Genomic DNA, 20,830 nt, shown 5'->3' on the forward strand with positions numbered 1-20,830 from the left:
TAGATAACTAAGTAAGGAGAAATTGTTATATGGCAAAGCTAATTGTAATTTTGGTATTAATCGCTTATGTATTTGGTGTAGTGAAATTTTTGCAAGGTTTTCGTCGTACCGACTTTTCAGGTAATCAGATTGGACTAGCATTGCTCTGGCCCGTCCTATTCGCTATGAATGGCAACTATCGCAAAAATTTTTTTAAAGCACTTAAAGGCTCCTAATGACTTGGTGGAAAAGACTCAGAGCCAATCCTCTTGCTTGGATTGGAATTACGATTTTAACGATTTTCTATGCGGCTGCTCTATTTGCTGATGTTGTGACTCCCTATGGGGTAAACGAATCAGCTAAAAATGGGGCATTACTTCCACCTACCCAAATTCATTGGCGCGATCAACAGGGGCAATATATCGGCGCTCATGTCTACCCAACGACTCAGGGCAAAGTCGATATGGAAACAGGCGATCGCGCCCTAGTAGTTGACTACACCAAACCGTCCCAAATCCAACTTTTTCATGGTGGGCATTTGTTTAGTACTACTAGCACCGCCCAGCTAAATCTACTCGGAACCGATGAGCAAGGACGAGATCAGTTGACCCGTTTATTATATGGGGGTAGGATTAGCCTCCTAATTGGGTTTATCGGCACAATTATTTCCTATACAGTAGGCTGTCTTGTCGGTGGTATTTCTGGCTATATTGGTGGATGGCTTGACGTAGTTTTAATGCGCTTTGTTGAGGTGTTGATGTCAGTCCCTTCAATTTATTTGTTAGTAGCATTAGCTGCAATTTTACCGCCACAAATCAGCAATACTGAGCGATTCGCGTTAATTATTGCGATAATTTCATTTGTATCATGGGCAGGACTAGCAAGAATTATTCGAGGACAGGTACTATCCATCAAAGAACAGACTTTTATTTTGGCAGCTCGGGCATCAGGAGCAAGTCCACTGAGGATCATTGTCAATCACGTCTTACCACAGACCATCACATTTATTATTATATCGGCAACCCTCGATATCCCCCGATTTATTGTTGTAGAAGCAGTGTTAAGTCTTGTAGGACTGGGAATTCAGCCTCCCGACCCCTCATGGGGTAATATGCTGTCTGTGTCTACAAATGCTTCGGTTGTAATTTTACAGCCTTGGCTAGTGTGGGTTCCTGCAATAGCGATCGTATTGACGGTGCTATCATTTAATCTCTTGGGTGATAGTTTACGCGATGCTCTTGACCCAAAAAACATTAGGCAATAGACTTTTTAAAAAAATTTCCATTTGTCTTAAAATATGCCGCCAAAATGTTTGTGCAATTAGGTAGTATGTGACTAGGATTTAGGCTGTTTTGTATTGTTTGTGACGGGTTTTTGCTCTTTCGTCATGTCAATCTGAAAGTCAGCATCAGCAAAATAGGAGTATATTCAGCGTGCAGTACTTAGCGGAACTTCAAAAAACTCAAGCAGCTTTTGGATTAGGTGGTAACTCGTCAGTCCGTCTACTAGCACGTAATACGGGTGAAAATGTTTGGCAGCCGATTACTAACGAGCAAGTTTTACCAGTTCAGGATTCGAGTCAAGCGAAAGATTTTAAAGATGGGCAAATGATTATTGCTGAGGTGACTGGCAGTAATCAAGTACAAAGTATTCAAGATGCCTCTAAAAAAATTGTTAATATCTTGCAAGCTTTTTCGCGATCGCAAGATAAATATAAATCTGCCGAAGAAGAAGTCGAACAGTGGAAACAATCTCTTAATTTTCAAAGCCAAGAGTTACACCGTCGTGAGCAGGAATTAGAACAAAAGGAGCTAGAGCTAGAACATCTTGATTCAAGAAAGCAAGAGATTGAGGAGTTAGAATCCAAGTTTGCCAAAGAGCGTAGTGAAATTGAGCAATTACGCAAAAATATTGAAGCAGAACGTGGTCAGTTTGAAGCTAAAGCAGCAGCTCTAACTGTCGATCAGGCTGAGCATATTAAAACCCTAATTAGTCAACTATCGACAAGCTTTACAAATCCAGACTCTCTAAGAGATAGAATTCATAGTGCCATTAATCTGATCAACCAACGCCAAGAAGTACTTACAGGATTTTGGCAAAGTTTAGATGGGCTGAAAAATGAGGCTGAGAAACAAAAGGGAATTCTGAGTAAATCAACAGAAGAACTAAATATCCGTAAAGCTCAATGGCAGCAGACCCAAGTTGCTCTTGCTGATGCTCAAGCGGAGCTGAAGGCTCAGCGTGGCATTCTCAAGTTGCAAGAAAATAATGTGGCGATGTCGAGGGTGCAGCTTGATGCTCAAATTGATCTCTATGAGCAAACATCTAATGCGATCGAGACGTTTGGTGGACCAGGCAGTATGGAAGTGCTTAGTCCAGAAGAAGAAAGCCGCTTACAGTCAATGCCTATTGAAGAGCTAGAGTCAACGATTAAAGCTCTTCAAGCTGATTTTGACAAATTAGTAAATTACGTCAGCGCTCAAGAAGATGAGTTAGCTGGTTTAGAAGGTGAAATTGCTGATTTGCAAAGTCAGGTAGAAACATCTGATCAGTTTGCTCGAATTGAGCTAGAAAGTAATAAAGAATTTGCCGAGGAACAATATAAGCTCCTTGAAGAAAGCGTTTCAGGTATGAGACGTGGTATGCAAGAGAGACTGTCGGTACTAAATCAACAGAGGGCTATTTTAGATCGTCGTAAAGGAATTACGGTTGAGTCAAGCCCTGTTCAGAGTTTATTGCCTTTGCTAGCCCAAATTGAAGCGCAAAGGAATCGTCAAGAGCAAGAACTGCGAAAGATGGAAAGTCAGATTGATGCAGTAAGAAACTACACGCAGCAGCAGCAAGAGGTGTTAGGAAAGCAAACTCAGGAACATCAGCAACAAGAGCAAGCAATTCGTACTGCGGAAGCTCAACAACAAGATCGCATTAGAGTAGTGGCTGAGTTGTTAGGGCAAATTAGCGCTCAAGAGAAGCTTTTACGTCCTGTGCAGGACATTGTGGATACGTTACGTCCACAGTTAGAGGCGGCGATTCAGGATTTGGGAGTTATGTCAAATGGTAACAACTCTTCGCAAGTTCTTACTGATTTACAATTAGTAATCCAGAGTTTAGTTTCTTCTTAAAACCTAAAAAAGAAAGGGTACTTCGTACCCTTTCTTTTTTATAGGAAAGACTAACTTTTTTAGTCTTCAATTTTGATTGAAAGGATTTTGTCACCACGACGGATTGCTTGAGCAACTTCGGTATCGTTGGTATAGCCAAAGGCAGCATATTGACCATCTAAAAATGATGCATCACCAAGAGTGATAAAAAATTGACTAGTAGCACTATTAGGGTCATTAGTACGCGCCATCGAAAATACACCTGCCTTATTGTGCTTAATGATAGGCTTTTTGCCACCAGTTAAGATATTGCCAATAGTAGCTTCACTGTCACCTTCAGCCCAGATTTCCAGCTTGATGCGATCGCCTGATCCACCAGTACCATTGCCAAGAGGATCGCCGCCTTGAATGACAAATCCTGGCTCAACACGGTGAAAAGTTAGCCCATCATAAAAACCATGTTTGGCGAGGTCTACGAAGTTTTTGACAGTGATCGGGGCGTGTTGGTCGTCAAACTCAGCACGCATAGTTCCCTTAGCAGTCTCGATTACAGCACGGATCATAAATCAACTTACCTGAAAGTTTTTTAAATTTAAATCAGTTTAAAGTATACCCTTTGCTATCCAAGAATTGTGGTAGCGCAGTGCTTAGCTCCGCCCTACTAATTCTTGGGTTGCAAGGGAGTAATTCTAATTATAAAAATCGGTTTTTTGAAAGCCCGCCGTTGGCGGGCTTTCAAAAAACCGATTTTGGTGTTTCCACCGCCGAAGGCGGTGGAAACACCAAAATCGGTTTCATAATGAGAATTGCTGAGTAGCAAGGACAATTCATGAATTGCCCTACTTTTGTTTAGTATGATGGAGTGATAGATCGCTTTTGAGGATCACAGATATTTATGGATACCAATAATTTGCTTAAGCAGTTACTTATGCTTGGTGTCGGTACGACTTCGATTGTGCTAGAAAAAATAAAAGAAGCTAGTGAAGATTGGGTCAAAGATGGCAAAATCGATCCTGATCAGGCTTCAGAGATTTTTAATGATATTGCCGATCGCCTCAAGTCAGAGCAAGGAAATCTGGAATCATTAATTCAGAGACAAATCCGTAATGTGATGCAAGATTTGGGTGTACCACGTCAAAATGAAATGGATGAATTGCGTGGACGGATTGATCGCCTAGAGCGTCAGATGCGTGATTTAGAAAATAAACAGTGGCGCTAACTACAGTGCTTTGTCCTAAACGAAAGCCCAATATTTTTGTTAAAAGTGTTGCAGGTCAACACTTTTAACAAAAATATTGGGCTTTGGATTAATCCTAAAATGCTGTATATGGATATTAATTAATGGAAGTTTCAGGGATTCTCTATTTGGTGGGAACGCCGATCGGTAATTTGGAGGATATGACCTTCAGGGCGATCGCTACTCTCAAACAAGTAGATTTAATCGCGGCTGAGGATACGCGACATACAGGTAAGCTATTACATCATTTTGGAATTGATACGCCGCAAACCAGCTATCACGAGCATAATTCTTTTAAGCGCGTACCTGAGCTAGTTGAAAAGTTATTGCAAGGTATGGCGATCGCCTTAGTTACAGATGCGGGAATGCCCGCAATTTCTGATCCAGGTGTGGAACTGGTACAAGGTTGTATTGCTGCGGGAATTAGAGTTGTGCCGATTCCTGTTGTTACTGCTGGTATTGCTGCCTTAACAGCTTCGGGTTTTGCCACTCAGCATTTTGGATTTGATGGATTTTTACCAACTGATAAAAAGGAACGGCGCGATCACTTAGAGATTTTGCGACTAGAAACAAGAACGATGATTCTCTATGAAGCACCACATCGTTTATTACGCACTTTGGAAGATTTAGCAGAAAGTTTGGGAAGAGAAAGGCGTATCTCAGTTGCTAGAGAATTAACGAAACTCCATGAAGAATTCTGGCGTGGTTCCATAGAAAATGCGATCGCCTATTTTACGATGCACTCACCGAAGGGAGAATTTACACTAGTTTTACAAGGAGCAGAACCTAGTGAAAAGCCTATATGGACTGAGGATGTAATTTTAAAAGAGTTACAAAATTTGATTGAGGCTGGTATGTCGCGATCGGATGCAAGCCGTCAATTAGCAGAACTTGCCGACTTACCGCGCCGCCAAATTTATCAGTTAGCACTAACTCTCTAAGGTGTCGCGCTAAGCACGACATCTTATCTTCGACGACGTAAAAATACTAATAACTTCTCAAATCCTTCAGGTAAAGGCGCAATATTCTCAATTAATTCGCCTGAAACTGGATGGGTAAAAGTCAGCTTCCATGCGTGGAGGGCTTGCCCTGAGAGATATTGTGACACCTCCTTGTTAGGACTGCCGTAGACAGGATCGCCAGCGATCGCCCAGCCCATATGTGCGGAATGGACACGAATTTGATGGGTGCGTCCTGTTTCCAGATCAAATTTAACAAGTGCGTAATTTCCTAAACGTTCCTTGATTTGCCAGTGGGTGATGGCTCTGCGCCCATTTTCCATTACTGCCATTTTTTTGCGATCGCTATGATGTCTGGCGATCGCTGCATCAATCACTCCCGATTCATTTTTAGGAACTCCACGCACAACTCCTAAATACTCACGTCGGGCTGTTTTTGCTTGGATTTGTGTTTGTAAATCTTGATGAGCGCGATCGCTTTTGGCTACCACCATTGCGCCACTAGTGTCCTTATCTAAACGATGCACGATGCCAGGACGTTGAGTTCCATTTATTCCTGAAAGTTCTTTGCAATGTGCTAAAAGTGCATTAACTAAGGTTCCGTCACTATGTCCTGCCGCAGGATGGACTACTAATCCCGCAGGCTTATTAATCACAATTAAATGGTCGTCTTCGTAAAGAATGTCTAAAGGAATTTCTTGCGCTACTAAATCAAGGGGTGTTGATGCTGGAGTGATTAACTGAATGCGATCGCCTGCTTTAATTAAATCCTTTTTGTTATTACAAAGAGCATTATTAACAGTGACATAGCCCTCATCAATTAATGCTTGAATACGTGATCGGGATAGATCTCCGAGTTGTTGTGCTAAAAATCGATCAATACGCTCAGACTTTGCAAGGTCTAGCGATACTTCAATTAAGTTAATATTATTTTCTATGTGAGTTGGCTCTAAGTTCATAGTAATTCAACTTTATGCTAAAACTTGACAGTCTGTTTATCTCATTGAAAAAAATTGCCTCACCTTTAATAATAAAGTTGATGTTAAAGAACTAATGAGCCTATTGTTGCAATTACCAATAAAAAAATTTGAGGATAGTGTTATAAACTTTTAACTTAAATTTTATATCTAATATATTATGAATATTCCTGATAATGATTCAGAGTCTGCGCTTATACTACCAGCATATATTGAAAAATATGTGCTGAAATGGCGTAATTTAGCACTTTCGACTCAACCCCTTAATTTTGATCAAGCAAAAACTGCGGTTGAAAATGCTTATGCAAAGATTGGGAAAGACAAACCTTTAGTCGTTTTTTTTTCAAGTCCTTTCTCAGCGATCTCAGTACTAATTGATCTGCAACTATCAGAACAATTTGGATGCTTACTTAATACTCTTAATGATTTATACTTTGAACCTTATTTTCAAGAAATGTTCGAGGTGTATTTTCGTAAAATCACTTATAAAGATCGAATTTATATTTATCACAAACATTCATGGTGGGAGTCAATTCGTCGTCAATTAAATCGATTTTATCGTTGCCAAATCTATAAAAAAACAACGAATAATTTGCAGTCTGATCTCGCTCTAAATAAACAAATATTGAAAATAACGTCGAAAGAATTGTTTCCTTTGAATTGCTATGGTAATTACTGTAGTGGCAAGATTGAACTTTGGTCTGGTGCTGTTGACTTTTGTATCAATGTTCTGGCTTGTGATGATTCTAGACAATGGCAATTGATCGAGTCTCTTATTCAGTCCTGTGGCTGGATTTTTCCATTGGATGGACTTGCCTTAATTTGTGCTAGACCGACTAAGTTATCTGTTGATGCGGACGATCTATTACATCACGAAAAGGAGCCTGCTTTGCAGTATGCTGACGGCTATGGATTTTATTCCTTTCACGGACAAATTGTGGATCGTGAGCAGTTGATCAATTTGGTTGCGTTGGGAAAGCAAGGAAAATTTCCATAGGTCGATCGCATAGTTTTCAGTTATTTTTATTTTTGAGCGATCGCGATGATGCCAAAGTCCACCCTTAGCAGCGATCGCTCCTAATCCACTATTAGTTGATGTTTTGAAAAGCAGCGAAGGGGAGAGCCGCTGCGATCGCCTTAGGCATTGCTCCAGTCAAAGTTTTAACTGCCATATTCCATAACTTCGCAGGTTCTAAGTCAGCACCGATCATTTGCCAGATTCGCATTAACTCCTCAGTATGCAAACGATTGTCCTCGGTGAGAGCTAGCAATATGCGACGGCGGATATATTCGCCATCTTTGGAAGCTAGGAACTTAAAGCCCATGCTGGCAGTAGGAATGATGTCAAACTGACCGTCGGATTTAGCGATCGCCAATAAATTCTCTAACCTTGACCATTGGAATTTGTCGTCCTTAAAGAGAATTTCCAGTAGCCGTTGACGCAGACTGTCAGACTCATCGGTGAGCAAACGTCTTGCTACGTAGGGATAGGCAACCTGCACGATCCGAAATTCTGGATTGAGACTTAGAGCGACACCTTCTTGAGTGATCACAGAGCGAATAATCAGTGCAAATTTCGCAGGTAAACAGAAGGGATAGTCATACATCACCTTAGAGAAGCGATCGGTGACAACTTTAAAGTTAAAGTCCTTCACCTTCTCAGACATGATATCGCCCAGTACTGATTCCAGCGCATTCACAATTGGCTTCATCTCGATGTCTGGTTGCAAGAAACCAAGTCTCACATAGTCTTGTCCTAGCTCATCGTAGTCCTTATTCAGTAAGTGAACGACCGAATCAACTAACTGCTCTTTAGTTTGCAGATCCAACTGATCCATCATCCCAAAATCGATATAAGCCATCTTGCCATCGTAGGTGGCAAAAAGATTTCCTGGGTGAGGATCGGCGTGGAAAAAACCAAATTCGAGAAGTTGACGTAAACCAGACATGACACCGATTCTCACGAGATTGTCGGTATTCAAGCCTGCCGATTTAATTTGCTCGATCTCATTAAGCTTGATGCCATTAATCCATTCTAAGGTGAGAACACGATGGGTACTGTATTGACGATAGATCGATGGAACTTTAACATCGGGATCATTTTTGAAGTAACCAGCGAAGCGCTCAGCGTTGGTTGCTTCATGGGCATAGTCAATTTCTTCAAATAATTTCAAGCCGAACTCATCAACGATCGCCTGTAGACTATTGCCTAAATTAAGAGGTAATAGTGGTCCTAGCCATCCAGCAATCCAACGCATCAGGTAAAGATCGAGCGTTAGTATCGGAATTAGGGTGGGGCGTTGTACCTTTACCGCCACTTCTTCACCTGAAAACAAGGTCGCTTTATATACCTGACCTAAACTTGCCGCAGCAACTGGATCTTCAGAAATATTGCGATAAACCATGTTAACAGGCTTACCTAGCTCTGACTCAATGATGGCAAAAGCTTGCTCGTTAGAAAATGGTGGTAATTGGTCTTGGAGTTTGGTTAGTTCTTCTAAAAAGTCTATCCGTACTAAATCGGGACGTGTTGATAGTGCTTGCCCTACCTTGATATAGGTGGGCCCAAGGGCTGTAATAATACGTCGTAACTGCTCGGCGAGTTTAGGTTGGCTCACTGTGTTACCAGTCAAGACATCCCAGCCAAAAGCTAGCCCAAAACTGATTGCAAAATAAATTATTTTAAAAATCCGACTAATCGCTAACCAAGGACGACGACCGTAATATGCGGCATTGGCTTTGGCATCGTAGCGATTTAGCTGCTCAAGAGGATGCTGACTCACGCTGGTAATTACCGTTTTTTATATCCCATCAATCTATCAGTATACAAAACTACATAATATAGTGGTAATAATTTTTAAATAGTTATAGTTTAGCGCCTTGCGCTTTCTTCAAACCCAAGAAGCGAGTAGCGGCGCTTTGCGCCGCTACTCGTCTTCTGGGTTCATGTCCAAACAAGACTGGTGATAGCTATAATTCAGCAAAAAGCGCTATTCCAAACTCTATGCACAGGATTCACAGCTAGGACGCGCTACGAGATTTTCGTATGGCTCGATCGCAAAAGGCTGTTCAGGATTTATTAATAAATGGCGATCACATAAATCAAAAAGTTCTTGTTTTGACTGTACCAAGCGCATTCCTGCTAAAAATTTGCCTTCGCGATCGATGCCAGTGCCAATAAAATTCAAGAACTTTTTCAAGCTATTCACATGGGATTTTTCTCTGAGTGTGTCTTGGCAAGTAATCGTAAACAGATGCTGAATATATTTATACACATCGGCAAGTGTAATTATTTGGACAGCTTTCCCAGCAAAGCGATCGCGTATTTGTTGAAAGATCCAAGGATTGCGAATTGCCGATCGCCCAATCATTACACCTGCTGCACCTGTCTCCTTTAGAACCTGTTCGGCTTTGAGGTAGGAAGTAATATTGCCATTGGCTAATACATGGCAATTCACAGTTTGTACTGCTTGACGGATCAAGTCATAATGCACTTCGCCTCGATATAACTCCTTGACGGTGCGACCATGTAAGCTCAGGAGATCAATTTGGTATTGATTAATTAAATTTAAAAGTTTTTCAAAATTATCAGTTGAGTCAAAGCCCACGCGCATTTTTACGGTGAAAAGTCCCGAAATTTGCGATCGCATAGCCTCAAAAATTCTCTCAATGGCTTCGGGTTCACGCAATAATCCACCACCAACATTTTTGCGATAGACACGCGGCGCAGGACAGCCAAGGTTAAGATCAATTCCTGCGATCGGATATTTTGTAAGCTGTTGAGCAATCCGCAATATATCAGGAATACTTTCGCCAATTAATTGAGCAAATACAGGTCTTCCTGTTGTGTTGAGAGTAATTGACCTAAGAATTTTCTTATCGATATTGGAATTAGCATAGACTCGAAAGTATTCTGTCACATAATAATCAGGACAGCCATAGGCGCTTAACATTTGCATGAAAGCGAGATCGGTTACATCTTGCATTGGCGCAAGTGCAGTCAGTGGTTGACCAGATAAAATTGGTGGCGGTAAAGTTTCTGGCAAAGCGGCTAACTATAATTGATTGTGAACTGTGATGTATAAAGCAAGACTCACAATTATAACAATCCCTATGAGCGATCGCCCCACTCAATACAACAGCCAAGATGAGAATAAATCCTCTGAGTATAAACAGGGATCGCTCTTTAATGAAGGAATTCAGCGTACTTCGCGAGTCTATGACAGTAGTGCGAGTTATGAAATGGGAAGTCAGTCATTACAGGTATGGAAACAGGTAATCGCGAAGTATCAGAGTTCCATCACCACAATGATCCCCGCAGTTCAAACCGCTCTGTTTGACATGCCGTCTAGTCATTGCGATCCCCATAGGATTAATCCCTTTGCCTTACCAATTCAACCTGCGGAATTCTATCGCTTGCCCAGTCGTGACAGTGACGACGCTTGCATATATTTTGTGATCGATCTCACCTGCGAGACGCAATCACCCGTGTTACTGTATATAGGTGAAACAGGTCGTTCTCATAAGCGATGGAAAGGAATGCATGACTGCAAACGGTATCTCCTTAATTACCGTGAACTGCATACCACCCACAATCTTCAGACACAAGTTGTCATGACCTTTTGGTGGGATGCACCCTCAGCCACACGCCCTCGACAACAGCTAGAACGGATCTTGATCGAGAAATGGCGATCGCCATTTAATAAGGAAAACTGGAGATATTGGGGAACTCCTTTTATGAATTAGAGAGTCTGTAATTCTGTAATTACGTATCTCTCCGCAATGATTCAGGTAGCCTTAAACACCGCCATCTATAAGTACTTTATCTAAAAACACTAAGATTACTATGTCTTCTCAAAATCTAAACCCTAACCATGATGTGAATGAACTATGGTTTGCGAAATTTTTTATTGGCAGTATGGCATCGATCGCCTTATTAACTGTAGTTTTGTCTTTCTTGCCTTCATCACCAGCACTACGCAATTCACCACAAATTAAAAGTTCATTGTTGAATTTGCAAGCTATTTCTGTTGTTGTTTAATTTCTAAGAGTTACGATTTAATTTTCTTTAACTTTGAAAAAAACAGATTCAGTTTGTTCAGCAAGTTTTTCCCAAGCAAAGCGCTCTCTTAGTTCTGCTTGAGCATTTTGGACTAACGTTTGTGCGTACTCAGGATTTTGCAAAACCTCGATGATCCCGTCTGCTAAGGAATCAGCATCATTAACTCGTGTCACTGTGCCTGTAATTTTATGACGAACTACTTCTGGTAATCCGCCCGTATCAGAGACTACGAGCGGAATTCTGGCGGCAAAGCTCTCAAGGGCGACAATACCAAATGGCTCATACAAACTAGGAAATACTGCACAATTAGCAACCTTCTGAAATTTCCAAAAGTCAGCGTCAGCCATAAAGCCTGTAAATAAAACTTTGTGGTAGATCCCCAGATCCCAAGCTTGACGTTGTAGCAAAATCGAATAAGCGTCGCCAGTGCCGATAATTACTAGACGTACTTGATCATTCATTGCTGCAATCACCTTGGGCATGGCATTGAGCAAGATATAAATTCCTTTTTCATAGGTGATTCGTCCTACAAAATAGACGATCGCTTCATCAGGTTTGGCGTATCTCGCTCGAAGATCTTCAAAATCATGCTGATGCTCCGCAGTGATATTTAGCCAACGCTCAACACTTAGCCCGTTATAAACCACATCAGTTTTTTCGGCAGGACAATCGAGCGCTCGCTGTAATTCGCCGCGCATATACTCGGAACAGACAATTACTCGTTGGGATGCTTGAGTTAAGAGCATCTCCCTATGGTGGATATATCGTTGTGTATCGTTGTGAATCCCATTACATCGTCCATATTCTGTGGCGTGGATTGTGGTAACTAGCGGGATCGAAAATTCATTAGTAATGGCGATCGCAGTTTCTTCGACTAACCAGTCATGGGCATGGAGTAAATCCATCGAATTAACTGCCAAAAAACCTCTCGCAAAGTTCAGCATATTTCTATTCATTTGCCCAACCCATTGGAAAAAGTCGTTATTAACTCCAACGGGAATGCGGTATACATGAATGCCATCAACGATCGCTTCTAATGGCTCATTTTCGACAGCGACAGTGATTAGATGCACCTCATGACCGCGCTTAACAATTTCAGGATATAGCTCAGCTACGTGGCGAGAAATTCCTCCAATGATGCGTGGTGGAAATTCCCAAGCTAGAGCGAGAATACGCATGATGTTTGAGTGATATTTGTATTAATAAAAACGGCGGCTAAGGAAAGAATAAGAACTGAGTAATTAAGCTTAACTAACTATAGCAATTATGTATGTATAGGGATGTAGATCCTAAAAAGTAAAGTTAACCTAAAGATAGAGCTTTTTTACGGCTTATAGCTGTTATAGCGTTTATCAGTCTGGTGAAGTACGTGTTTGTTTCCCCACCTTCGGCGGGGAAACAAACACGTACTTCACCTCGCTTGCTTGAGAAACGATATAAACGTAAGAATCTACGAAAAAAAAGACTTTATCCAATCTGTATTCCTAGCGCGATCAGTAATTTTCGTTATGAAAAACCCAAATCGTTTTTTTGAAAGCCCGCCAACGGCGGGCTTTCAAAAAAACGATTTTTGTAATGAAAACTGCTGTAGCGCGATCGCTTCACAATTACTGACAATACTTTGCTATTAAACAAGCTCTAGTATTTTTGTTGAAACTGTTGCAGAGAAACAATTTTAACAAAAATACTGGGTTTACATTCAGCGTAAAGCGTTGTAATACTAAGAAATGGCTCAAGATATGCTAATCTCACTGCATAATTTGTGATACTTTTCATGACAACCGTGTGAATTGTGACAGGAGGCAGTTATGACAGAAAACAAAACTAAAGAAGTGATTGAGGGCGTTTCTAAGCAAGTTGGGCAGACTTGGACAAAAGTGCAGCCGCAATTGCAAGCGCTACTACTTAAACTTGTTAAAAGTTTGTTGCCTGCATTGCGTAACCTACAAGCAAAGCTCACCAAGTCAGATTTGATGGCAAAAGAAGGCGAAGACGCATCTGCCACAACCAGCACAGAAAAGCTTTCTAGCAACCCTACACTCAATAAAGCTTTAGAGATAGGAAAAGTACTTTCATCTAAGGCGATCGCTACTTTAATCGTTGCCCTAACGAAACTTCAACAGAGTCTTTCAGGAGACAGTACCTTAGATGCTACAGGTGAAGCCACAGGGCTACTTAATGCATCAACTGAAGTGGATTCCCCACTAGTAGCCCAAGTTAAGCAAGAGTTTGGTATTGCTTGGAAATTTGTCAAAGAGCAAGTCACACCAAAAGTTTTGTCGTTCTTACAAATTTCTGTAGACAAACTTGATCCGATCGCCACAAATATTTGGCAAAAAGTTTCGACAAAAGTGGCGGCAACCCCTTCTTTGGTCAATTCTTGGGAAAAGCTCCAAGAAAACGATGCTTGGAAAAAGACTGTAACTGCAACGGCTCCCATTTGGCGATCCATTAGTGGGATTGCAGTACAAGTTCCCCTCTCCGATGAGGTTAAACGGATTCTAGATAAGCGGGCTGGTACTGTGGCTTTGGTCACTTTGTTTTCCCTGTTGATCATTCTGAAGCCATCCCATGCGCTAAGTCAAAATGTTAAGAAGGTCTCAGATACCCCAGCACCTCTTAACAAACCAGTTAGCACTGTTGCGAAGAAGCAACCACCATCTGTCAATAAAGATTTAGTAAAACCAGAACGTGGTGACGCTCCGCTAACATCTGAACAAATTGCGATCGCCAAAATCCAAACTCAAGTTTCTGAAGTAGCCAAGCAGTATGGCGAATCTTTGTTTGGTTCGGTGCAGACTGACTTTAAGCGTGGACGATTAGTTGTGGCGCTCAATGACGAATGGTACAAGCTAGAGCCAAGTCAGCAAACTCAATTGGTGACAGATTTACAAAATCGTTCTCAGTCGCTGAATTTCAAGAAACTATTCGTGGCTGATGCCGAAAATCATCTGATTGCACGTACCCCTGTCACTGGTAACGAAGTAGTTATTTTGAGGCAATAATATAAACGGCGCAAAGCGCCGTTTACATTATGAGTTTTTATGGCAGAAGTAAAAGATCAGAGACATCCTCAATACACTAAAGATCGTCAAATCATAAATGAACTATTGGCGCAAACCACGCCAAGTAATCGCGATTATGTCGAGTTAGCTCGTTTGAGCATTCGCTATAAAGGATTTGTAGGGGCGCGAGATATTCAGGCTGATTTACTCAAAGTTCTCCATAATTGGCAGTTAACTGAGGAAGAATTATTTGTTAAAACCCGACAGATCCATGCGATCGGCAAGGTCTATATGGGGAGAGATGAAGGTCAAGACGACTGGGCTTAAAAAAAAGAGATGGAGTGCTTAGCGCTCTATCTCTTTTTTTAGGATTAATTCAAAATAGCAACGGTTATACTTAATAAAGTAGGTTCACCTTATTACTCGTAACCCATAACAAAAAATATCTAAGGTACAGATACAGCAAATTTCAATAGCTAAACCTATTATTTTGCGAAAGGTTGAGAGCATTTTTGAGAAGCCAATATACCTAATTTTGGGGCTAAAGGAAAATTCTCAAACAGGCTGTTAGTAGTTATTTTTTTGATTTCCTATGGGATGATTTTTATAAATATTCAATGTCTAATTTTGCCAATAGCCTGATCTCATCCCACGATTCACAATCATCACCCTCTCAAGTAAAGGTTTTGATAGTAGATAATAGTGAAAAAGATCGGTCAATTTATCGCCATTATATTCAAGCTGATGTCACCACTAACTATCAGATTTTAGAATCTGACAATATCAAAGAGGCTCTCATTCTTTGGCGATCGCATAATCCAGACATCATGTTGCTGGACTTTAATTTGTTGGATGGTAATGGAATCGATCTTTTAGAGATTATTAGCTCAGGGATTGTTGATCCTAAACTGCCAGTAATTATGTTGACTGGATATGAAGATGGAATTGCCGCAGCTAACGCGATCAAATTGGGAACTGCTGATTATCTGATTAAGGATGAGATTAGTGCTGTATCCCTGCGCCGATCTATGCACAGGTTGCTAGATCGGTTTACCTTATTTTATAAACTTCAGCGATCGCAACAACAAGAGGCTTTAATCTCTGAAATTTCTTTGCATGTTAGGCAGTCATTAGAACTTGATAAAATTTACGAAGCAATTGTGCAAGATGTCAAAAACTTTCTCAAGGCTGATCGCACGGTAATTTACAAATTTAATCCGAATATGAGCGGCACAATCGTCGCCGAAGCTGTTGATTCTCCTTGGGAGCCAAGTATCCACTGCAATATTATTGACACTTGTTTTCGTGATAACTTAGGCGGCGCATATCGACAGGGGAAAATTTTTGCTGCTAATGATATTTATAAAGCCAATTTAACTGATTGTCATATTCAATTGTTAGAACGCTTTCAAGTAAAAGCGAATTTAGTAGTTCCCATTCTTTTACCCGAACTACCTCAGTGCTTTGATGTTGACACTAATAATTCTTCATCACTGCTATGGGGGCTATTAGTTGTTCATCAATGTTCAACTACACGTAGTTGGGAAGATGTAGATTTACGACTACTTCAGCAATTATCAGTACAATTAGCGATCGCTATTCAACAAGCAGAATTATATCAAAACCTGCAAAATCTCAATTCTTCTTTAGAAGAAAAAGTACAACAACGTACTGATGAGTTAAGGCAGAACGAGCAACTTCTAAAGGTATCGTTTGATAATGCACCAGTGGGTATGGCAACACTTAGTGTAAAAGGAAGATTCTTAACCGTTAATAAAGATATTTGTAAGACCTATGGCTATTCTCCTGAAGAATTACTGCAAATCTCAGCTATTGATATCACTCATCCTGATTCTGTCGAGTTAACCTTAATGCATTTAGACAAACTATTAGTAGGAGAAATGGAAAGTACAATTCTAGAAAAACAATATATCCACAAAAATGGTGAAATAGTTGATGCGATCAGTCGTGTCAGCTTAATCCGAGATATTGATAATCGTCCTGTTCAGTTTGTAGTGAGTGTTGAGGATGTCACGGAGAGAAAACAAAATGAAGCAAAATTAGCTGCTGCGAGAGTTGCTGAAGCATCTAACAAAGCTAAAAGTGAATTTTTGGCAGCAATGAGTCATGAGATTCGCACGCCCATGAATGCTGTCATTGGTATGGCTGGACTCCTAAGCAATACACTGCTCTCTCCGCAACAACACCAATTTGTTGCGGGGATTCGTCAAGGGGGGCAAGTACTTCTATCCGTGATTAATAAAATTCTTGACTTCTCTCAAATTGAAGCAGGTACTATTGAATTAGAAGAACATCCCTTTGATTTACGAACTTGCATTGAAGAGATCCTCGATCTGATGTCATCACCTGCTGCTGAGAAATCTCTAGAACTATCGGCGCTAATCAATGTTGATGTACCGCAATGGATTATTAGTGACTCCACTTGTTTAAGACAGATTTTAGTTAACTTAATTGGTAATGCGATCAAATTTACGGAAAAGGGTGAAATAGCGATTACGGTAAGTTCCACTTTAATCGATTCATCCTCAAGTATATCTCAACTGAATTTTGAGGTACGCGATACAGGCATGGGAATTGATGCAGGCTCGATACATCGATTGTTTAAACCTTTTAGTCAAGCGGATAGTTCGATTACAAGGCAATATGGTGGCACTGGACTAGGATTAGCAATCAGTAAGCAGCTTTGTAAGCTTATGGGAGGAGATATTCAAGTTGAGAGTACCGTGGGGCAGGGGACAACTTTTCGCTTTTTTATCCGCGCTCAGGCGATCGCTGTAGAAACTCAAGCGATCGCCCCAGAACTAAATCAAAAAAAGGTGTTGATCGTCAACAGCAATGCCACAATTCAACAAGTGATACGAGTTTATACTCAAGAATGGGATATGGTTGGGCAACCTGCTCTATCTGAAGTGGAAGCATTACAATACTTGAGTTCTTCAGAATATGATGCTATTTTCATTGACCGTCATCTTCAATCAATAGATGGATTAGATTTAGCAAGAAATATTCAAGAACTATTCCCTACTTTACCAATTATTTTAATGACTTCAGTTGCAGATATTGATGTTCCTAATTCCATCAATTGTGCGGGATATTTAACCAAACCAATCACAGCATCTAAGCTTTATCAAGTATTTTCAAATCTATTTTTGCCTGATACTTCTCAATCAACTAACTCAGTCAATGTTTTTCAACTAAACAGTGATTTTGCTGGACGCTATCCTTTCCAAATTTTAATTGTTGAAGATAACTCTGTAAATCAGCAAATTCTTTTATTGATGCTAGAACGATTAGGATATAAGGGTGATGCAGTAGCAAATGGTTTGGAAGCAGTTAATGCTTTAGAAAGACAATCCTATGATTTAGTTTTTATGGATATACAAATGCCAGTCATGGATGGTTTGACAGCTTGTCAGCATATTCGACAGATGACAGGACGTAGTCCTTGGGTGATTGGACTTTCGGCAAATGCTTTTAGAGAATCTCGTGATATAGCTCTATCGGCGGGAATGAATGATTATCTTACCAAACCTCTCCAAATTGAAGATTTAATTACGACCCTTCAAAGAGTTTCGGAAAATTTACAATTAAATAAACCTCAGTCTGAGCAGCCTAAACTTGACCTGCAAAACCGAAACCTAGAACCAGCAGAACAATTACTTGAGTCATCAAAAGTAAAATTTAGTGATGTTGAGCAATCGATTACTACACCTAATGCCTATTTGCAACTATCAGCTTCTACATCTGGGCTTGCAGTAATTAATGCGTCAACCATAAACATGTTAGAGAAATGTATAAGCAAACAGGCTCTGACTGAAATTATTGCCTCTTACTTAACAGAATCGGGGAAATCGATCGCCAGAATGCGTCAAGCCTTAAACCAATTAGATTTTGCCGCAATCAGTTTTGAAAATCATTCACTTAGAGGAGGATGCGGTACATTAGGAGCCGATAGACTCGTTGCAATTTGTAAAGAATTAAGCAATCTTTGCAAATCGAGTAGTCATCCTAGGAAGGTCGAAACTTTAGATATGATACTTCAGAAGTTAGAGCTTGAGTTTGATAAAGTATCTCAATATCTGCAACAAAAAATTTCTTCTTAAGATGGCAAATAAATTTAGTCAAACCCGTAAAGTTGCGCCTCTCTGAGGCGCAACTTTACGGGTTTAGATTTGCTATTAATTATGTCTAATCCTTTCACACTGAAGGATTAGTAGTGTGGCGCTTTGCTCCGCACCGCTAATCTTTTAGTTTTAATGTCCATTTTTAGAAGCCACCTGTATCAGGACAAATTAAAACCCAAATAGTGTGAGGCGACGCTTCACGCCGCCTCACACTATTTGGGTTTTATGTTCTAACAAGAATGGCGATAGTTATACGTCGGTTACAACGCAAAGTGCTATATAGCGCTTTGCAAGTTTTGGTTACCCAAGAATCGAGTGGCGGCGCGGAGCGCCGCCACTCGATTCTTGGGTTTTATGTCCTAAGCAAAACTTGCTTTGCTATAGTTATGGACAGAATCGTAATATTTGTAAGTTTATCAAAGGTCTCAACTTATGTCAGCCGCAACCAAAAAATATCGATTAATTACCCGTAGTGACTTCGACGGTGTCGTTAGTGCGGTATTGCTTAAAGAACTTGATATGATCGATGAGATTCTATTCGTCCATCCGAAAGATGTCCAAGATGGAAAAGTCGAGGTGTGCGATCGCGATATTTTGACTAACTTGCCATATATAGAAGGCGCATATTTAGTCTTTGATCACCATACAAGTGAAACGATGCGAATTTATGATACCCCCGAAAATCATATTATCGAAGGAGAAGCTCCATCGGCGGCAAGAGTTGTTTATAACTACTATGGTGGCAAATTAAAGTTTCCCCAGATCTCGCAAGCAATGATGCAAGCAGTGGACAAATGCGATTCAGCACAGTTTAATATAGATGACATTCTCCATCCTCAGGGATGGGTATTATTGAGCTTTTTAATGGATTCGCGGACAGGTTTGGGGAGATTCCGTGAGTTTACGATTTCTAACTATGCCTTAATGATGGAACTAGTGGAGGCTTGTCGGGTCATGTCCATTGAACAAATTATGGAACTTCCGAATATTAAGGAGAGAGTGGAACTTTATTTTGTGCAGCAGGAGATCTTTAAGAGGCAGATTCAGCATTGTGCGGAAGTCCACGATAAATTGGTTATAGTGAACTTGCAGAAGGAAGAAACGATCTATGCGGGCAATCGTTTTATGGTATATGCTTTATATCCTGATTGCAATATCTCTATTCATCAGATGTGGGGAAGACAAAAACAGAATTCTGTTTTTGCAGTTGGCAAGTCAGTTCTCAATCGCACCTGTTCAATCAATATCGGTGAGTTGATGTTGAGGTATGAAGGTGGTGGACATGCTAATGCTGGTACTTGTCAGATTGATAACGAACAAGCAGAAGAAGTTAAACAGGAATTAATTGACGTTATTACCAGAAATAATGTGGCTCAACCAATGACGTTTCTCGAATAGATTTTAGAGCCTTGCTATACAAGGCTCTAAAACTTTTTATATAGCAAAGCAAGTTTTGCTTAGGATATAAAACCCAAGAATCGAGTGGCGGCGCGGAGCGCCGCCACTCGATTCTTGGGTTTTGGTTTGTACTAGCTAACTCTTTTTTTGCTATAGTGCTTTGCGCTTAAACCCGAACCAAGATATTTTTTGAAATTGTTGCTTTGCAACAATTTCAAAAAATATCTTGTATAGCTGTAGTCAAGTGTATTAGGACAAATCAAAACCCAAATAGTGTGAGGCGGCGCAAAGCGCCGCCTCACACTATTTGGGTTTTATGTCCTAACAAGAATGGCGACAGCTATAGTTCGTTTGATTTACCATAGCTGTAAAAATTTACTGATTCACGAAATTTTGTAGTTTGGAACGAAGGATGGAGAGCGCATTGGCTCGATGGCTTATTTTGGCTTTAACTTCTGGTGGAATTTCGCCAAAGGTCTGCTGAAACTCTGGTATTAAGAAAATCGGATCATATCCAAATCCATGATTACCACGGGGAGCATCGGCGATCGCCCCTTTGCAAACTCCTATTGCATCAGCAGCGATCGCGCCATCGGGTGAGGCGATCGCGATCGCGCAAACAAATTGAGCTTCACGATTAGAGTGATGACTAAGTTCAGATAAAACTCGATTAATGCGATCGCTATCTGTGTCAGCATACCTAGCAGAAAGTACTCCTGGAGCGTCATTAAGAGCTATTACTTCCAGTCCAGAGTCATCAGCGATCGCCCATTCGCCTGTAGCGATCGCCACTTGAGAAGCTTTGAGATGAGCGTTCTCAATAAAAGTTGTACCTGTTTCTTCGACATCAATACTGTCAGGTTTGAGAATCAGTGTTACGCCTAGGTCTGCTAAATAAGCACGAAATTCTTCTATTTTGCCCGCATTTCCGCTGGCAATTACTAATTTTTGCAGTTGAGTTGACATA

General features: G+C 40.6%; 18 protein-coding genes. 12 read left to right on the forward strand and 6 right to left on the reverse strand.

Annotation, left to right across the window (positions count from 1 at the left end):
* Positions 1-29 precede the first annotated feature (29 nt).
* From H6G05_RS03215 to hmpF, 3 genes are all read left to right on the forward strand, one after another.
* Entirely contained in the window at positions 30-215 is a 186-nt protein-coding gene (locus H6G05_RS03215) for a hypothetical protein (protein WP_190576246.1), read from the forward strand.
* Positions 215-1,243 carry an ABC transporter permease gene (locus H6G05_RS03220; protein WP_190576247.1) on the forward strand — a complete coding sequence of 343 codons (1,029 nt, stop codon included), beginning with the start codon at positions 215-217 and terminating at the stop codon, positions 1,241-1,243. The genes H6G05_RS03215 and H6G05_RS03220 overlap by 1 nt, the downstream gene beginning before the upstream one ends.
* 169 nt (positions 1,244-1,412) lie before the next feature.
* Entirely contained in the window at positions 1,413-3,101 is a 1,689-nt protein-coding gene (gene hmpF / locus H6G05_RS03225) for a pilus motility taxis protein HmpF (protein WP_190576249.1), read from the forward strand.
* A 59-nt stretch (positions 3,102-3,160) separates the two neighbouring features.
* Here hmpF and H6G05_RS03230 read toward each other — a convergent pair whose 3' ends face one another.
* Entirely contained in the window at positions 3,161-3,643 is a 483-nt protein-coding gene (locus H6G05_RS03230) for a peptidylprolyl isomerase (protein WP_190576251.1), read from the reverse strand.
* A gap of 332 nt (positions 3,644-3,975) precedes the next feature.
* On the opposite strand from H6G05_RS03230, the gene H6G05_RS03235 reads away from it, so the two are divergent.
* Both H6G05_RS03235 and rsmI read left to right on the forward strand, forming a co-directional pair.
* Positions 3,976-4,299 (forward strand): phasin family protein, encoded by a 324-nt coding sequence (locus tag H6G05_RS03235; RefSeq protein WP_094535806.1) that lies wholly within the window; start codon positions 3,976-3,978, stop codon positions 4,297-4,299.
* Positions 4,300-4,421: 122 nt separating this feature from the next.
* Positions 4,422-5,258: a 16S rRNA (cytidine(1402)-2'-O)-methyltransferase gene (gene rsmI / locus H6G05_RS03240; RefSeq protein WP_190576253.1), complete on the forward strand. Its 837-nt coding sequence runs from the start codon at positions 4,422-4,424 to the stop codon at positions 5,256-5,258.
* A 23-nt stretch (positions 5,259-5,281) separates the two neighbouring features.
* Here rsmI and H6G05_RS03245 read toward each other — a convergent pair whose 3' ends face one another.
* The gene (locus tag H6G05_RS03245) at positions 5,282-6,235 is read right to left on the reverse strand and encodes an RluA family pseudouridine synthase (RefSeq protein ID WP_190576255.1); all 954 of its coding nucleotides are present in this window, start codon (positions 6,233-6,235) and stop codon (positions 5,282-5,284) included.
* A gap of 178 nt (positions 6,236-6,413) precedes the next feature.
* Here H6G05_RS03245 and H6G05_RS03250 point away from each other — a divergent pair, with 178 nt between their 5' ends.
* Positions 6,414-7,250: a DUF6745 domain-containing protein gene (locus tag H6G05_RS03250; RefSeq protein WP_190576257.1), complete on the forward strand. Its 837-nt coding sequence runs from the start codon at positions 6,414-6,416 to the stop codon at positions 7,248-7,250.
* Between the two features lie 91 nt (positions 7,251-7,341).
* Here the strand turns inward: H6G05_RS03250 and H6G05_RS03255 are convergent, their stop codons facing one another.
* Together H6G05_RS03255 and H6G05_RS03260 are read right to left on the reverse strand one after the other, a co-directional pair.
* Positions 7,342-9,036, reverse strand: coding sequence for an ABC1 kinase family protein (locus H6G05_RS03255; RefSeq protein WP_190576258.1), 1,695 nt, complete (start codon positions 9,034-9,036; stop codon positions 7,342-7,344).
* A 219-nt stretch (positions 9,037-9,255) separates the two neighbouring features.
* A complete protein-coding gene (locus tag H6G05_RS03260; protein ID WP_242025205.1) occupies positions 9,256-10,299 on the reverse strand; it encodes a tRNA dihydrouridine synthase in 1,044 nt (347 codons plus the stop codon).
* Positions 10,300-10,366: 67 nt separating this feature from the next.
* On the opposite strand from H6G05_RS03260, the gene H6G05_RS03265 reads away from it, so the two are divergent.
* Positions 10,367-10,999: a GIY-YIG nuclease family protein gene (locus tag H6G05_RS03265; protein WP_190576260.1), complete on the forward strand. Its 633-nt coding sequence runs from the start codon at positions 10,367-10,369 to the stop codon at positions 10,997-10,999.
* Positions 11,000-11,099: 100 nt separating this feature from the next.
* Positions 11,100-11,294, forward strand: coding sequence for a hypothetical protein (locus H6G05_RS03270; RefSeq protein ID WP_190576262.1), 195 nt, complete (start codon positions 11,100-11,102; stop codon positions 11,292-11,294).
* Between the two features lie 17 nt (positions 11,295-11,311).
* Here H6G05_RS03270 and H6G05_RS03275 read toward each other — a convergent pair whose 3' ends face one another.
* A complete protein-coding gene (locus tag H6G05_RS03275; RefSeq protein WP_190576264.1) occupies positions 11,312-12,493 on the reverse strand; it encodes a glycosyltransferase family 4 protein in 1,182 nt (393 codons plus the stop codon).
* 630 nt (positions 12,494-13,123) lie between these two features.
* Between H6G05_RS03275 and H6G05_RS03280 the strand changes: the two genes are divergently transcribed.
* From H6G05_RS03280 to H6G05_RS03295, 4 genes are all read left to right on the forward strand, one after another.
* Positions 13,124-14,320 (forward strand): hypothetical protein, encoded by a 1,197-nt coding sequence (locus H6G05_RS03280; protein ID WP_190576265.1) that lies wholly within the window; start codon positions 13,124-13,126, stop codon positions 14,318-14,320.
* A 39-nt stretch (positions 14,321-14,359) separates the two neighbouring features.
* Positions 14,360-14,647: a DUF3288 family protein gene (locus H6G05_RS03285; protein ID WP_190576268.1), complete on the forward strand. Its 288-nt coding sequence runs from the start codon at positions 14,360-14,362 to the stop codon at positions 14,645-14,647.
* A gap of 290 nt (positions 14,648-14,937) precedes the next feature.
* Positions 14,938-18,444: a response regulator gene (locus tag H6G05_RS03290; RefSeq protein ID WP_190576270.1), complete on the forward strand. Its 3,507-nt coding sequence runs from the start codon at positions 14,938-14,940 to the stop codon at positions 18,442-18,444.
* A gap of 453 nt (positions 18,445-18,897) precedes the next feature.
* The gene (locus tag H6G05_RS03295) at positions 18,898-19,863 is read left to right on the forward strand and encodes an exopolyphosphatase (RefSeq protein ID WP_190576271.1); all 966 of its coding nucleotides are present in this window, start codon (positions 18,898-18,900) and stop codon (positions 19,861-19,863) included.
* 375 nt (positions 19,864-20,238) lie between these two features.
* On the opposite strand, the gene rdgB is transcribed toward H6G05_RS03295, so the two are convergent.
* A complete protein-coding gene (rdgB, locus tag H6G05_RS03300) occupies positions 20,239-20,829 on the reverse strand; it encodes an RdgB/HAM1 family non-canonical purine NTP pyrophosphatase (protein ID WP_199310294.1) in 591 nt (196 codons plus the stop codon).
* Position 20,830 lies beyond the last annotated feature (1 nt).

It is taken from the genome of Phormidium tenue FACHB-1050 (assembly GCF_014696925.1).
Taxonomy (GTDB): Bacteria; Cyanobacteriota; Cyanobacteriia; order Pseudanabaenales; family Pseudanabaenaceae; genus Pseudanabaena.